This window comes from Pseudomonas sp. R1-15 (assembly GCF_051132085.1).
Classification (GTDB): Bacteria; Pseudomonadota; Gammaproteobacteria; order Pseudomonadales; family Pseudomonadaceae; genus Aquipseudomonas.
Map to the genome: position 1 here is coordinate 3249563 of NZ_CP071660.1, position 16507 is coordinate 3266069.

A 16507-nucleotide genomic window follows, 5' to 3' on the forward strand; every position below is an offset into this window, starting at 1 on the left:
CGATCCGAAAATCGTTAAGACACTGAAGTCATTCACTTATGCTTCAAGCATGGTCCATACCAATAAAGCCGCAGGCTGCTCCCTTGGCGTAATTGATGACAGCTGAATGTTCGACAGATTGTGCCCGTATGAGCGTGCCCAAGTAGTCTGAACCAAAAATATAAGGTCCCCACACCACTCGCCCATGTTGAATTGTTTGCTCTCCTGCAGAAGTAGCCACAAAGAAATCTGATGTCACCGAACTGACATAGCGTTGAAGAACGTATTGATTCCGTCCGATGGACAATGCGCCATGCAGCGACGTACGCCAATATTCCTCGCTTACCTCACAACCACATATGACACCGTACCCACCAAAACCATTGGCGGGTTTGAGCACCCATTGGGCCGGCTCGTCCAAAACATCCGCCAACGTGGATTCAGTCAACCAGAACGTTTCAGGGACAAGCTTCCTTACCAACGCGTCTTCTTCCTGATTAAGCAGCTTGTTTTTGCAACTGTTCCAGAGTATGGCCAAGGCACCTTTACTGGATATGACACCATATTCGGGCCCCATCGGAATTGACGCTGCGCCGGAGGCCAATAATGCTCTGAGCTGCACGCATGTCTCCGTCAGTTCAAAAGCTTGTTGTTCGTCACGAAAATACAGGTATTTTACTGACTCACCCTTCCAAAACAATTCACTGCCGCTGGCGTCCAACTCGCTAGGACTGGCAATTGAGACACCTTTATTTGACCATTGACTGAGTTCAGCCAGCAGTACACTCAAGGGTTTGCGTAACGCGTCTATCTCATTACCGGGAACTATAAAGAGCATCTTCCCTTCTCTGTCATCAAGATGACAGATAGAATGATGCGCCCACCCGGCCAGCGCATCGTACTTAAGTGGATGACCTGCCAGGCGGGGCAACGACGCCATATGCATGCCACCGATAGAGCCCCCGATATTCAGCTCTAGAAGCTTCCACCCCGACCCATCAATAAAAAGATCGGCACGAGCAAAAACATCTGCAGATAGAGTACTTGGCACTAAGTTTAAATAGGACAAGAGTTGGCTATCACACCCCACCTCTTGCGCCATGCGAATAAGACTCCCGCCAAAAAGCCGCTCCGGCAGAGAGCACAGCAGATTCAACAACGCTGTCACTTGGTGAGAAACGGCAGGGATATCACTCGGCAGTGCCTGTTCGACTCCGAGGATAATGACATCGTCATCATCAACAAACCCCCAACTCCTGCCTGTCTCAATGATCTCGAACGGCCATGCCTTCATACTGACTCCTTGATATTTACCATTCCATGGATCGCACAGGTTGCGTTATCACTCAGCGGTCCAACACTTGCGCCAGCCGCATGATTGATAATGATCGTGTCTTGGTGAGGCTTCGCACGTACCAGCGTTCCCAGATACCGATCACCGAATACATAAACGCCCCAGACAACACTCGATTTTTCGGTAAAGTTCTCCCCGTCACTGAGACTGAATACTGTAGGTACGTATTCCGCCTCGCAAAATGATTGAGCGATATAAGGCTCCGATGGCGTATTAGCTATATATTCGAGATGGTGATTCCATTTCTCGCTCGTCATTTCTCCTCCGTACTTCACGCCATATCCGCAGGCGCTATCAGTAGGCTTTATTACCCACTGTTCTGGTTTCTTCTTCAAGGCATGGATATTATTCGGCGTGACATGACAGGTATAAGGCACGAATGCCGTGACTAATTGTTTTTCTTCATCGCTGAGCAATGAGGTTTCGACAAGTTCATGCAATAACGCCAGCGCGCCTTTATTACTCAGCAACTGCGTGCAAAACCCCATTGGCACCGAAACTATTTTGTTCGCGATAGCTTTCATCAACGAGAAATATTGATCGGGGTTTCTCAGTACGTCTTTCTCGTTAAAAAAACGATATATACAGTCTACCGTGCCGCGCCGGCTGTTAAGTGTTTCACCATCAATCCAGAGTTCGTCAGCGCTGACGACGGAACAGGTGATACCCACCTGCTCACTTAGCTCGTTGGCCAACACAGCAAACTGCGGACGCAATGCCTCGATTATCGCCGCGTCTTCGACGATCGCTATATGGCGAATTCCTTGGCAATAATTCCGATGGATAATTTCCGCCCATGTTCTTAGCGCATCATGGGATTGAGAAAAACCACTTAGACGAGGCAACGAGGCATAGAACATACCACCTACAGTGCTTCCGACATTCATCTCCAAGAGTTTCCAAATACCTTCCTGCCGGACAATGTCTGCACGTGCGAATACATCTTCCGATAACAACAAATCCTGGCACAGGACTATACGCGCCGCCTCTTCACGCATCTTCAGCTTATCCACGGCGTATGCCAGATAACTCTTCTCCAGCCGACCAGGCAAGTCCACAAGCAGACGCAAAAGCCTGCTCACTAAGGCGCCCACCTCTAACTGCTGGCCTTCGGATAATAAAGGGGAGCCTACAATGACCGCTTCACTATTACCCACAATTGAAAGCTGGCGGGCCTTCCGTGCAATTTCGCCGCTCCAGAAACTCACGAAAAAACTCCTTTTTTCTTCTGCGGGTATTTTCTAGCCAGATGGCTCTCGTATGAGCGTCTCAATAAATCGCCGATCATCATTTCCTTGAGCCGACGATTATCACTAAATAGACGATTTAGACACATATGAAAATAGGCCGGGATAAACGTAACGACGTCTGCATGTCGCAACCATTTTTGCCGCGCGTTAACAGCGTTACTTAACAGCGCGCCTATGTTTCTGTTTCGAACGTCAATGCACTCTTCGTAGACGCCGGAAGCACCTTGACGAACCAGTTCTTTCAGCACCGTTGACCTCGTCAAAATTCGCCGAAAATTTTTATCAAGGCTATTTTTTCTTTGACCTGAAACGTCAAATTCGGCGTAATACTTCCTACAAATTTCATTCATCACAAGGTACTTTTGCTCAACTTTCAGACCCAGGACGCTTAAAAGTGAATCCATGGAGTTCAAACAATATTCGGTCATCAACTCATCATGGTTAGAGGTGCACCGCTTCGCTAAAAAGTTGACTGCCGACATACTATCAAGACAGAAAATATCCTCTGCAAACTGCAGGCCTACCAGACCGCCATAGCGAATGGACTCCGGCTCATAACATTCTTCAGAAAAAGAAAGCTGCCCTGCGAATACTTCATTAATCCTTTGCAGCTCCGAATGTAAATGTTCCCTTATCTGGGCCTTATCGCCCTTGAATCGCAGCCGGATATGAGCGCGCGGATCATCATAGCGGACATAAAACCACTGGTTAAGGTAACCCTCAGTTTCAGCCGACACTGTCCAAGGCAAAATATACTGCGTAAGAATAGCGTCGACTAAACCTCTACCGCACCAAACTGAAGTAAACACCCACTGGCTTGCGTGCTGTGAAATCTGCTCAGCCGAACAGATATTGGGAGAGGTAATTATTCCACCATGCGTTTTCTTAGTAGTGTAGTGGGCCATTTGCTCAACGAGGGGCTGGGGTAGCCTGATGAATGAAACATCCTTATTCTTACCTCGTTCGCCCAAGGTTTTGAAAGGAATAAATATTTCATGATGACTCCGCTCACTGTTTGCATCAGAGCCGAATGAAGAAAGTGTTTCTCTAATCGTTGATATTTTATCCGTTACAATAAACTCATACAAAATCTTGGCATGCAAAGGATCGTCTAAAGAAATTTCCAGTAACTGATCCCCCTCCCCAACAGAGACATTGGCGGGTAAAGAACGTTGTTCCCGTAGCCTGTTGATGGCAGGAATGACGCCCGCCACAACAGCTTCTCGTTGAATGGTCTCTCTATCATTTTCGCCAATCCACCACACGGCGGGCTGCAGAACCAGACTACCGAAACGTATTCGTGGCAATTTCTTCGTCATTCTTAATGCGGCGCTGAAATCGGGCAATGTGTAATGCCCTGTTTGCATGAATACATCGCCAAAAAACTGATAGATCGGCGGATGATGTAGTCGGCGCGTATTATGTGCGCAAGACAGGCGTGGAAAGATCCGTTTATTCAGTGCTACTGATCGTAAAATAACTTCCCCCTGTCTCACACTGACAACAATATCATCCAATGTAATTGCACGGTCGCCCTGCAGTTCTGAGCGCAAGAAATATTCGATCTCATACTTCCGCACCGGGGAGTGCTGCGTGACATTAGCATCGCGCCCCTGCGCCGCATATATCACATCAGCAACAATGCCCTTATCACCCAGGCTGTGCTGTTCATCTTCGGCAAGCGTAGCGGCTATTTTTGCAATGTCCTCATCAGCCTCACAAAAACGACCAAGCCAGGTGACGGCAGATGGGCCTTTCAACTGTCGTAACAAGAAGCTGAAGTCACCACTTTCCGCTTCTGTTTCGAGCAGGGTGCCTACTGCTGCGAGCGTATCGCCTTGGGGAAATACCCGTTCTACATTAGCATTGAATAATCTCTCAGGTAACAATAAATCCTGCACGTCCCTCCCCTTCACCAACAGAGTTTCGATGACGTACTGATTCAAGGTGTCAACGACAACCTCTGGGCGCGGTTTATTCGCTCCATAAATGAAACTCGCATCCTGCAATAGATCCTCTTTTCCATAGCAGGTAAAACCATAACCGACACCCAAATCTTTATCCAATGCCAGCAACAACGGCACTTCCTTTGAGCCGTATCTATTAACAAATCGCCCGATAAAATTTTCTAACACTTCACCGGGGGATGCCGAGAACTGCATGATTTTCAGAACGTCGACTACCAGACGGCTAGCCTGATCCGTGCTCGGCGTGATAGTTGGATAGGGTGTAATTAAATCAACATGGACCGGATTCTTAAGCGCGGCGGCTGGAACCAAGCCTGCCAAGTGCTGCTTGATATGCTGATAGCCGGCAAGAACTGGCTGCTCCAAGGTCCGATTTACGGATATGAGTTGCTGACTGATGTCATTCAGGCTATTGATAAAAGGAAGTGCATCATCGTCTTTCCCGTCGTATGCATCATTCAGTGCATTGAGCACATTATGATTTCTGGACAGGCGAGTTATTTCAGGAATCGCCAGCCCCTGACGGGTCAGGTAATCAAATACCTGATCAGCCTCATCTGGATCACAGCACAACACTTCTCGAATCGCCGTCAGCACTGTATCAGCCTGAAACCTCCCCTCGACCCGCTTACGCAAGCGTCCAACTAATGAGTTATCCGGCATAAAGCTATGCTGGTGGCGATGAGGCTGTTCCTCGTCAGGCCCCGCAATGAACAATTCCGCCTGACCCAATACGCATCGGGCGTCATTCCAGTGCCATGTCAACAATCGGCGCAACGCTGGCGTTTGCAACATATGCGCTTTGAGCCCGAGCGCGCAGCCTGCATCAAGACGGACATACCGCCGCGCATTTGATCGATCAGGGGATTTCACAACGGCTTTATCGCCCAATACACCCGCACAAATTCCCGCAGAAATGCCGAAGGGTGTCGCTCGCTGACTCATCCTCAGCAAGTACCTTTCCAACGCCAGAATCGCATCGGGATACTTTTCCAGTTGGTTCGCGTGAACTAGGCCGTGAAGTCGCTGACTTGCCAGCCACAAAGCCTCATTAAACAGGACATGCTGCGCAAGTACCCGACAGTCCGGATGAATCTTGCGCAACTCAGCCTGTAAGATCTCGATCTCTGCTGGCACAAACAATGGAGTACGCAGGACAAACACGCCGAAATGTTTTGCCAACGCCTTTACCATAGCGACGACGTCCGGGATAAAGGGCCACACGCGGCCCCATTGGCACAATTAATAACCAACGAACCTTCAAGAGAACGGCATCGCATAAACGGCGTACCGCAAAACTCCCCTTGCGCAACGAACATCCCCCAAATATATCGCCCCGAATACTCTTCGCGTCGCCCCTCTTGGTCGATCGTAATGGCCATCTCCAACACCGGCTCGCAGCACTGCTGAAGCAGATAATCATCATCGGTGTCACACATTGCTCGTTCAAGTTCATCCCGCCAGATATCAGCAGAAACTTCATATCCGACGACCACACCTAATCCACAATGCCCATTGCTCGGTTTTAACACCAATGACTGTTGATGCTGGATGCCGTAGGCGAGGGTTTCTTCGGACAACGAGCAGGTAAATGGTACGATCGCTTTGACCAGTTCGGCTTCTTCATCAGACAACAGCCCGTTTTCCAAACACTGCCAGACCAGAGCGAACATTTTTTTGCTGGCCAGCAACAACGTGGAAGGATGAACCGGTACCGCAACAGCTCCACTGCTGATAGCCGCGCGAATCGGGCGGTAGTAGTCCGGATTTGCCGTGACCTGCCACGGGAAATAGACAGGATAAATCCAGTCGAACGATCCATTTTCATCACGTAAATGCACGCCATCCCATGTTATCGAGGGGCGACATGAAGCAACGATTTCAATACCCAGTATCTGAGCCATTTTACTTGCCATGATCTGAATATGTGCGTTCCACTCCGATCCGTCCGGACCATCGTAAACCAGCACCCCGCGCCCGTTACGTGGGATGACCCGCCCAAGATATTCGATCCATGCGCACATTGGGTTGTGGGGTTGGTATGAGCCAGAGAGCCAGGGCAGCGAACCTTCAATAGCACCGCCCACTACGGCCCCCATATTGATTTCAACCAGTTTGACGCCGCCCTCGCTGCGGATCACGTCTGCCCGGGCATAGGCGTTTGCGTCCAGCTGATCGCAACCTTCGGTTAACGCCTGCGCCTCTTCAGGCGAAAAACCAAGCCAGCGGGCTGTTTCATGGAGTGTTTTTCCCGTGCGCGCAGGTAACGATGCCAGCAAGGTAATTACACGGGCGATCGAATCGCTCGCCTGCATAAGTTCTTCGGGGGCCATTTCAGGGCCACCGATAATAATCGGCTCTCCCACCATCGCCTTGGTAGCGCCGTAGTCAACCATCTCCTGGGGCCAAACAACCGAATCATTCTTCATCTGACGCTTATCCTTAAGCAGTGATATTTCGCAACTTACGCAACAAGTAAGACGTGGTTATCAAGTCGTAATATGCATATCCCGTGGAGCTGAAAATCGTCGTATCTTCCACCCGTGAAGGTCCGTTGACCAGCGACGAGACTTCGGTTGCCTGGCGATGCCATTCGCCCGCCTCATCACACGCCGTGGCCCGATTCTCAACAATCAGGACCGAACGCTCGAGGACTTCGCGGGGGATCTCCCGTGAATCAGGTGTGTGTGCACCCATACAATTGATATGCACACCGTGCTTGAGCGATTTAAAAGTGGCTATTGGCTGACAAGAGGCCGTTGTTGTCGCTATCAAGCTGGCCTGTTGAATTGCCTCTTCAGCATCGTCCACCACCCGAATTTCGCAATCGGGTAACCAGAGCTCCCTGGCTTCCTGCCCAAGACGCAAAGCGTTACTACGCGAGCGTGACCATATCGACAGCTTTTCAATGGACCGGACACTTGAGAGCCCCCATAACTGCTGGCGAGCCTGAACACCGCTGCCCAAAACGGCCAGATGATGGGGTTTGTCCTGCGAACAATAACGAGTCACCAATGCAGAGATTGCGGCGCACTTGATATTGGTTATCGCAGCACCATCCAGCAAAGCACAGAGCTCGCCGTTCTCGCTTTCGAAAGCCACAACCACTGACTGGATCGACGGGAATTTATCGTCCGCCGCTCTCGCCTTGAACGTCGCGACTTTCGTGATAAAGATTTGCATGTCGGCGGAAAACGCCGGCATGGAAAAATAGGCGGAACGCCCTTCGTCTTTGTAAATCATGCTGCGCTGCGGCACATCACTGCGCGCTTCAGTTCCCTGTCGGAGTGCAAGGTCCATACAGTCAACTAACTCAGGTAAAGAGACCTGTGCCATCAACTCATCGTAACCGTAGTAAACAGTCATGTCTTAGCAGCCCTTTTCTGTTGCCATTTGAGCAATTAGGAAAGAACGCTCAAACGTCATCACCAGTTCTTTTCCGCTTTTAAAACCTCGCGTGCATACCGTCACAACGCCTTGACCGGGGCGCGAGTCAGATAAGCGCTTATCAAGCACTTCGGTTTCGGCGTATAGCGTGTCGCCGACATATACAGGGGCGGAAAGACGAATTTTTTCCCACCCCAAGTTGGCGATCGCGTTCACGCTCGTTGCTGCAACGGTCATGGAATGAATCAGCGGCAGCGTTACCAAGCTGGACACAACCACCCGCCCAAATTCTGTTTGCGCCGCATAATCATTATCGAAATGTAACGGGTGCGGATTAGCATGAAGATGTGTCTGCCAATAACAATCAGATTCCGTGATCGTTCTGCCTGGCCAATGTTCATAAACATCACCGATGGAAAAGTTATCGTAATGCATACCGTAACATTCACGATAACGTTGCTCACCGAGGAGCTCGAGAACACGTATAAATTTATTAGTCATCATATCTTCTTAATAGACCGACATTCCGCCATCAATAATGATATCGGCACCGGTAATCCATCGGGCCTCATCCGAGGCAAGAAATACAACAGCACCTGCATGATCATCAGGTACGCCGGTACGCCTCAAGGGAATACCGGCACTTCTTCCTTGCCAGGCGTTGTCATCCCCTTCCCACTGTGATTTGTTTGCATCGGTGGCGGTCAAGCCGGGCGAAATAGTATTCACACGTATTCCGTACTCACCCAGTTCTAGTGCCAAGCTACGGGAAAGAGTGGTAAGCGCCGCTTTGCTACATTGATAATGCGTCATACAACTACGCGACAGCAATGCACTTAACGAGGAAACATTAATAATGCTGCCGTTAATTTTTTGCCGCACCATCGATCGAGCGATTAACTGACACAGAAAAAAAGGCACCTTCAAATTCGCATCCAGCACACTGTCGTACTGTTCCTTTGTAATACTCAGAAAAGAGGTACGATCGAAAATCCCCACATTATTGACCAGCACATCAATCTGTTGATTCTTTTTAAAGGCCTGGGCGTGAATTTCCTCGGCACAGTCCGGCGATGTATGATCAATACAAATGGCATGCGCTTCCCCTCCTCGCTCGCGAATCTCCTCACATAGCGTGTCGGCAGAAAATTTATCATGCGCATAGGTAAAGATAACGTTCGCACCTTGCTGGGAGAAAGCATTACAAATCGCTCGTCCGATCCCTTTGCTCCCACCCGTAATGAGCGCAGTCTTATCAGCTAACCTTTTCATGAGTCAGCTCGCTCTTCTGTTCATTCTGTTTTGCTGGAAAGGAATACTCCAGATTATCTTTCTCGCTCAGGCGATCAATAACAAAAACACGTTCGACGGCACTCATTTTCAGGATATCGCCTTCGGACAGCGTCTTGTAGCCCCAGTAATAGGTCGTAAAAAATCGGCTTTTCATCACCTTCCCATCCTTTGAAAAATGAATTTAATTATTTAAATATCCGTTCTCACTCAACCAGCCATGCTTAACGGCATACTTTCCAATCACGGGATAGAGGTGCAAGCCTTTTTGCTCGACCAGATTTGCAAACTCCAAATGCAGCAGTCCTGACAAATCATTTTTTTCCAGGTCCCGTAACTGCGGGTAATCAACGATTAAAGGCCAGAGATGCTCAATCCAATGCTCACCCTTCTCGATCAAGGCCTGACTCAGGACTGCGGGACGGGGCAACACCGAAAATGCGCGCACCAGTTTTTCTGCGGCGGGACCAATCATTCCCACGACCTGATCTTTATCCTCAATAGGAATAGTCACGTGGTGAAAAGACTGGGTGGAATAAATGGAATGGTACATTCCGGCCAATTGAACATCGTCCCCCGCCCCTGTCTTGCTCAGGATGGTGGCGGTGCCTAAGAGGTGGTCTTGCAGGGAGCTACGACCGCTATGCACTTGATCCGCAGCCCCGGTTTTTGCGAGAAAAGAAAGATGTTCGTGAAAGCGCTCTTTTTCATTGCCCGGCTGCAGTCGCGTCTTGATCACCAGGCAGACGCGCAATGCCGGACAACGCCGACTGACGGAACGTGAGGCATGCCACAGTCGCCCGTTAAAGGTGACCGCACGCCCAGGCTTAGGCAGCACAGCATGGGTGACATCCTTAAACTCATTCGCAATGATGGTTTCACCAGCCCATTCAATATCCCACTCAGGATTTAGATACAGGACCGTGGAGTAGTTATTATCGGTGCGGTTATCAATATGCGGATAACCCTCCACGCCATAGGTGTGCGCATTGGCGTAGAAACGCACCAATTGGTGCCCTTTTAACAAAGTGTCTTTCAACTGCAACCAAACCTTGGTCAGTACTTCGCCATGTTCCAATTCAAACAGGGCTTGTTCATAGTTGGTTTGGCTACCTGGTAATGCATTGATAAAGTCATAATTCCAATGACCCAATTGCATCTCTTTTCGGTCGGACTGAGAACCAAAGGTCCAAGTGACATTTTTTTCAAAAAAATCCTGCAGTTCAACCAGCAACTCGGGCGATAGCAAATCATCATTAATCGCGATGCCGTTTTTATTGATAACTTCCAACGTATCAGTCAGCATTTTCATTATCCATTCGTTTTTCCATATTGCGAACATAACGCAACAAGGGAGGGCCAAAAACAAAGTTATCAAACCGTTGAACAGCGCAATCGCCATTTTGTCGGGCATCATCAATTGACGTCGTCATTTCCTTAAATTCAGACGGGTCAAGCGAAAATGAAAAATCAATATCCTCCAGTTGCTTTGGATGAATGAGTTGCAATCCTACGAACCCCATATCCCTTGCTTGTCTTGCGTGTCGACTGTTCGACTCTCGATCATGGATATTGAAGCAAGGTGTATCAATGGCTGGGATGTTCAACCGGCGTGATTGAAGCGCAATTTCTTGCCGAGCCCACAGAAATTCATTGTCTGCTGGGCTAACACACAGATCTGCCGAGAAATCGGCAGATCCAAAAAACACCCCTTCAACATGTTCAGGCTTCTCTGAAAGATTACGAAACTGAACAAACGATGAAACTGTTTCAATCAGCAGGAATAAGCGTGGCGGTTTTTCGAAAAAACCCAGTAGGTTCATTGCGAACCAGGCGTCCTTTTCCATATCCGCTTTTGGTAGCAAAATATAATCAGGACAAATATTGTTTTCACGCAAAAAAAGCAAATCAGCAACACCCTCTGTCGTCGAAACCTGATTGACCCTAATGCACGACAGATAATTCCTATCGGTATTGCTGAATATGTTTTTTATATTATTTCTGGCACTTTCTTTTTCCGACTCGGGCACGGAGTCTTCTAAATCAAAAATAATCACGTCTGCCGAAGAGGCAATCGCCTTATGCATGATTCGCTCCTTCACAGAAGGAACGTATAGCCAGGTCGCGGGTGTTCGCATTTCTCATCCCCTTTAAGATTATGAATATTTATCGCGGCGCTCGCAGATCGGAAATCACTCGTCCTTTCCGGCGAATACCTTCAATAAAATATGGGAAATCGACCAGTACTACATGCACAGCTTCACAAGGAATAATTGCATCTGGCTTGACAACTCTTAAGGCGTCCGTGACTATTTTTTCAACAGCTTTCACATCAGTGTCTGTGCCATCGCAGGCAACAATAAACCTGATACCACGCTCATGAAGCTCCAGCTTGAGTTTGAGCAGATCAACGTCTTTTTCAAGACATTCAATAATCTTGTAAACATCCGTTTCAGTAATATTCGTATTGTAAAACGGATGCTCCTTAAGATAGCGCCGCCCGTGGATACTGAATTTACGGCGCGCTGTACCCGGCGAATCTATCCATTGCGCATAGTCGCCCACTTCCACTCGAATCGCGGGGGCTGCACTGCGCAAAAGGCTGGTCACAACCGCCAATCCCATTTTCCCAGGTTCAGTAATCACCTCTTTGGTTTCGGCATCCACGATTTCCAGCAAACAAGCTTCCGGGCAAACGCAAAACACGTTCTGTGCGAAGCCTGGTTCTGCCAAGCCAATCAGCCCTGTTTCAGTGGTAGCAAACATAAAGGGAATAATGTCGGCGTCAGGAAATGCGGCTTTGACTAATGCCAGTTGCTTGCCATAAAAAAGCTCACCACCACAGAGAATACGTTTGATTTCTGGCGCGCTTTGTCCTTGGGCTAACAAATGATGGGCAAGTCCGATAAAAGTGGAGTTGATCCCTGCCAGCACATTAACCGAGAATTTTTTGCACGAATTGATCAGGTAATCGAAATCATGATCGCTGCCCAGAGGCAACTCACAGCATCGACCAGGAAAGTTCTCTATCGTGCCGTGTACGAACATGAACGATGCGCTTCCACCAACGCAAAGATTAGCGACAACATCATTGGCCTGTAGCGTAGCCGAACGCCAATGATTAACAGCCAATAACTTTACCGTTGTCTGCCATTCATCACGGCCAAACAGAGTCGCTTTCGGCTGGCCGGTGGTCGCGGAAGACTGATAGACGATACCATCATTGTATTCACTGCTAAAAAAGCGAATGGCATCTTTGTCTTGAACGATCCTCATCAACTGCTCATGCGTCAGGATCGGTAATGTTTCAAGGGCTATGAGGTCGAGATTAATATCCTTATACAGCTCACGATAAATCGGAGAATTTTCTTTCGCCAACGATACAATCTGCTTCAGCGTATACATACTCATTCTGCATCCTTACAGGGTAACAACGACATCACACTCCATGTATTTCAATGAGACAAAAGCAACTGTCCTTTACAAACCTCCTTAACCTTGTTGCAAAAATCAACCATCTGTTCAGTTGACAGATTTGCACTCGGCATGATCCGCAGACCCGCCTTATCTCTCGGCACTATTGGAAAAAACACAGCGGACGTGTAATAACCCAGGTCAAATAGCAGCTTGGCACTTTTTACCGCAGCCTCCGGAGATTTTAACAAGACCACTCTGATCGGCGACTCCGTGCCACTGTTAGTTACAGTAAAACTATCATCAATTATTTGGAGGTTTTTGCGCCAGCGTTGTTGCCGAATAGCCAACTCTGGACTGTTATGAATATCCAACGATGCAAGACAACCACCAATACCCGCCGAGTTGAGATACTGGGACCATGGATTACCGTAGCGCACGGCGCGCTCAACCATGTCTTTTCGCCCGCTCAGCAGCATGCCGCCACAAGCACCAAATGCTTTTGCCAGAGAAGCGACGACTACGGTATTCTCATTGATACCGCCCATCTCTTGAAGCACGATTCCCTCACCCTTTTTTCCGGTAACTGAAAAACCATGTGAATCATCAAGATAGAGAAATAATCCATAACGATCTTGCAGATAGATGAGGTCTTTTATCGGGGCAAAGCCATCCACGCTATAAGTGCCGTCTGCAATATAAGCGACTTTGTTATTGTTTCGGCACACGTCTTCCAGATAATCAAGATCGTTGTGAGGAGAGGTTAAAACCTCTGTTTCGTCCGCACAAATTGGCTTCACATGGTTCATTGAAAAATGTGCGTACTTGTCAAACACCATCGTTGGTTTCACACCTTGTGTGAAGGTTCCGGATGCATAGATAGGAAGAAACGCTGCCGTCGCTGCCGAGCAGGTGATGTAGGAGGCCGTGTAACCTTTGTAATGATCGGACAGGCGCCCTTCCAGTTCATCCAGCATGGATATTTTTAAACGGGTCCGCGCTGTCGTCAGGTGAAGAGTTCCAGCCTTTTGCACACCTTCGACGGCGCCCTGCAAAATGGCCGGATGTGTATCCAGGCCCAAATATGAACAACCGCACATATTGATAAAGCTCACATCCTCATGTTTGAGGAAGGGCGCGTTCTGGTAATTGACCGCCAGACCGGCTAATCCTTCAGTTTCCGCAACCTCCCAAGAAGGCTCGCTAATTTGAATCATTTTGCTGAAATTAGTAAATTTGTTCATACCTGTTCCTCGATCACTCTACTTTCATCATGGGGCCGGTTGCCGCGCCGCTTGCATAGTTGATGACGGCTGAATGCGTAACGGGAAGCGCGCGTAACAGTCCGCCCAAATATTTTTCGTCAAGAAAATAAAGCCCCCATACGACCCGAGCCTGATACTCCTCCAGATGTCCATCCACATCGTACGTCGCCACCCATCGGGGATCAGGCTCAACATACTCCTGAATAATAAATGCCTTGCCCCCGACCGACAGCGCAGCATGTAACGCGTCTTCCCACTGCTGCCCTGTCACTTCCCTGCCACATACGACGTCACGTCCAGCGTAACCGTCTGTTGGTTTAAGCACCCACTTCTGTTGCTGTTTTAGCGCGATATCCAGTGAGGAATCGACTAGCCAAAAAGTATAGGGCAAGTGCTTTTCCACCAAAGAACGATCTTCAATGCCAAGTTTGTCTTCCGAACACAACTGCCAAAGCAACGCCCAGACACCTTTCCCGGCAAGTACGTTATAACCAAGTCCAAATGGACAATTAACCGCCTTCGCCTCAAGTGCCGAAAGAAAGTCGCGATAATCATCCATCCCGTGCAATAATTGTTCTTGATCAAACCGGCAATACACGTTATCCACTGCCCTTCCCTGATAGCGCAGGCGATGACCATCCCATGAGACAGAACACGGCGAGCTGATAATCACCTCGCTCCCGGTTTCCTGTTGCAGTGCTTGCGAAAAAACCGTCAATGGGTGACAGGCCTCTTCAAATATTGACTCGTCTACCAGAAACAACGTAAGCGAGTTCGGTCCGATACCGTGATCTTTCATTCCTTGAGCCCAACGTTCAAGAACGTCGCCCGGCTGTTCAAATCCAGATAATCGAGGCAGCGATGCATACTGCATACCCCCCATCAGGCTCCCCATATTAAACTCTAGAAATTTCCATCCATCCTGCTCAACAAACAGATCCACCCGGGAAAAGACTCGCGATGTAATTTCTTCAGAAAAATATCGCATTAATTTTGCCGCTTCGGGTCTGAATCCTATCGCCGTGGCCATGGCGTGCAGATCCGACTTGTAATTATTTTTCAAAGTCGAGCAGATCAATGAACACAGCCTGGTGGCGGCAGAAGATATTGCCTGTATATCAACCGGTACAGTTTCCTTCAGTCCCGCCAGCAAGCGGTCATTTTCTTCAAATCCTCCCACTTTTAACGCGGTGTCAAATAGCTTCGCATCCCATAGTTTCATGTGGCAATCCTTCCGTGGCCAATGATTAATTCGATATGGCTAGCCTGACGTCTTTGTCATTGTGCTTCAGTCTGTCATCACGCAGTTCTGCACCGTGTATAACTGACGTCGGGTCATCCCCAACAATGACAACAATACATTCAGGTGTTTGAACACTCAACTTAATAATTTCCGGCATTGTGCCGGGTTCAAAATACAAATCTCTTCCAGACATAACCATCCTTAGAAAGCCCTAATTGGCAGGCAATAAAATACTTTCAACCCCATGTATTGGCCTCGTCAAAGTATTAGTCAAGAACCGCCATATACGACTTAAAATGCAGGCGTTATTAGTCCTTGTACGCCATTGAATTTAAGTATTCAAATGTTGGAGCGCGACATCGTCGGTAATGCCAATGCAGCAATAGTGTTAGTAACAGAGCCCAGGCCCACCCAGCAGGTCAATAGCGCGGCCAGATTGAGACAGGTCTGAACAGACTGGTCTTTTTTGAAATATCGGGGAAGGTGAGTGGTATTGGTCGCCGAGCCATACAACGAAAGCTTTTGTCCGTGAATGATTCCAGCGCGCTCGATCATGCCAGGCGCGACGGATTGACGGGCGATTTCTGTGAGGGTCCATGCGCTGAAATAGACCGAAGCGTATGTCATTTCAGTCGCACAGCCATAGCGGTTACAAATGACGTGTCGAGCTCCGCTGACATGTTATTTGTATTTTTGACGGCCCGGACCTGTGGGCCCGGGACGACCAGCATCATGCCGGCGGTCAAAAATCTGGAATAGATAACCCAGGGAATGATTCTCATTGCTGACGCTCCTTGTCTGTTCGATGCACCATTAAGGAGCGCCGAATAGGAACGTTTTACATCAAAATTACTTGTGATGTAAAGTGGATCCAATCATATAACCCCGAAATAGAGCCTTCGCCACATCAAATTGCCATGAGACAAGCGTGGTATTTGTGGATCTGGAGCCGGACATACGCCTTCGAATACGGCAAGAAAAGGCGTTACCAGTGATGGATGCGTTGCATGCCTGGATGGTCGCCCAGCGCGATATCGTGCACAACTGTTCGGCCATTGGCAAAGCCTTGGATTACAGCTTGAAATGCTGGACGGCGCTGTCGCGCTACCTCGGCCCATTGATAATAATTGGTGTGAGAACCAGATACGGCCTTGGGCGCTGGGGCGCAAGAACTGGCACTTTGCTGGGTCGCTACGCAGCGGCAAACGCGCCGCTGCGATCATGAGTTTGATCCAGTCGGCCCGGAACAATGGGCACGATCCGTATGCCTACCTGAAGGATGTGCTGACGCGCCTGCCTACGCAGCGGCCGAGTGAGATTACAGCGCTGTTGCGACATAGGTGGCATCCGACTTAATC

Annotated in this window: 14 protein-coding genes and 1 pseudogene; 1 reads left to right on the top strand and 14 read right to left on the bottom strand. The window is 48.8% G+C overall.

What is annotated here, in order from left to right; genetic code table 11:
* Window positions 1-43: 43 nt before the first annotated feature.
* The 14 genes from J3P97_RS14605 to J3P97_RS14670 form a co-directional block, all read right to left on the bottom strand.
* Window positions 44-1273, bottom strand: coding sequence for a hypothetical protein (locus J3P97_RS14605; RefSeq protein WP_434672058.1), 1230 nt, complete (start codon window positions 1271-1273; stop codon window positions 44-46).
* Window positions 1270-2541: a circularly permuted type 2 ATP-grasp protein gene (locus J3P97_RS14610; RefSeq protein ID WP_434672059.1), complete on the bottom strand. Its 1272-nt coding sequence runs from the start codon at window positions 2539-2541 to the stop codon at window positions 1270-1272. Before J3P97_RS14610 ends, J3P97_RS14605 begins: the two co-directional genes overlap by 4 nt.
* Window positions 2538-5744, bottom strand: coding sequence for a lantibiotic dehydratase (locus J3P97_RS14615; RefSeq protein WP_434672060.1), 3207 nt, complete (start codon window positions 5742-5744; stop codon window positions 2538-2540). The genes J3P97_RS14610 and J3P97_RS14615 overlap by 4 nt, the downstream gene beginning before the upstream one ends.
* Window positions 5738-6979 carry a hypothetical protein gene (locus J3P97_RS14620; RefSeq protein ID WP_434672061.1) on the bottom strand — a complete coding sequence of 414 codons (1242 nt, stop codon included), beginning with the start codon at window positions 6977-6979 and terminating at the stop codon, window positions 5738-5740. The genes J3P97_RS14615 and J3P97_RS14620 overlap by 7 nt, the downstream gene beginning before the upstream one ends.
* A gap of 13 nt (window positions 6980-6992) precedes the next feature.
* Entirely contained in the window at window positions 6993-7916 is a 924-nt protein-coding gene (locus J3P97_RS14625) for an ornithine cyclodeaminase family protein (RefSeq protein ID WP_434672062.1), read from the bottom strand.
* A gap of 3 nt (window positions 7917-7919) precedes the next feature.
* Window positions 7920-8438 carry a MaoC family dehydratase gene (locus tag J3P97_RS14630; RefSeq protein ID WP_434672063.1) on the bottom strand — a complete coding sequence of 173 codons (519 nt, stop codon included), beginning with the start codon at window positions 8436-8438 and terminating at the stop codon, window positions 7920-7922.
* Window positions 8439-8447: 9 nt separating this feature from the next.
* Complete coding sequence (locus J3P97_RS14635) at window positions 8448-9209, bottom strand: SDR family NAD(P)-dependent oxidoreductase (protein WP_434672064.1); 762 nt, start codon at window positions 9207-9209, stop codon at window positions 8448-8450.
* On the bottom strand, window positions 9193-9384 hold the full coding sequence (locus J3P97_RS14640) for a hypothetical protein (RefSeq protein WP_434672065.1): 192 nt from the start codon (window positions 9382-9384) through the stop codon (window positions 9193-9195). Before J3P97_RS14640 ends, J3P97_RS14635 begins: the two co-directional genes overlap by 17 nt.
* Window positions 9385-9411: 27 nt before the next feature.
* The gene (locus tag J3P97_RS14645) at window positions 9412-10539 is read right to left on the bottom strand and encodes a DUF6817 domain-containing protein (RefSeq protein WP_434672066.1); all 1128 of its coding nucleotides are present in this window, start codon (window positions 10537-10539) and stop codon (window positions 9412-9414) included.
* Window positions 10523-11314: an aldolase/citrate lyase family protein gene (locus J3P97_RS14650; protein WP_157169913.1), complete on the bottom strand. Its 792-nt coding sequence runs from the start codon at window positions 11312-11314 to the stop codon at window positions 10523-10525. Before J3P97_RS14650 ends, J3P97_RS14645 begins: the two co-directional genes overlap by 17 nt.
* A 79-nt stretch (window positions 11315-11393) precedes the next feature.
* A complete protein-coding gene (locus J3P97_RS14655) occupies window positions 11394-12638 on the bottom strand; it encodes a hypothetical protein (protein WP_434672067.1) in 1245 nt (414 codons plus the stop codon).
* 44 nt (window positions 12639-12682) lie between these two features.
* Entirely contained in the window at window positions 12683-13885 is a 1203-nt protein-coding gene (locus J3P97_RS14660; RefSeq protein WP_434672068.1) for an aminotransferase class I/II-fold pyridoxal phosphate-dependent enzyme, read from the bottom strand.
* Window positions 13886-13898: 13 nt separating this feature from the next.
* Complete coding sequence (locus tag J3P97_RS14665) at window positions 13899-15128, bottom strand: hypothetical protein (protein ID WP_434672069.1); 1230 nt, start codon at window positions 15126-15128, stop codon at window positions 13899-13901.
* A gap of 360 nt (window positions 15129-15488) precedes the next feature.
* Complete coding sequence (locus J3P97_RS14670) at window positions 15489-15776, bottom strand: hypothetical protein (protein WP_434672070.1); 288 nt, start codon at window positions 15774-15776, stop codon at window positions 15489-15491.
* 331 nt (window positions 15777-16107) lie between these two features.
* Between J3P97_RS14670 and J3P97_RS14675 the strand changes: the two are divergent.
* Window positions 16108-16505: pseudogene (locus J3P97_RS14675) on the top strand (IS66 family transposase); the annotation flags it as partial.
* Window positions 16506-16507: the final 2 nt, after the last annotated feature.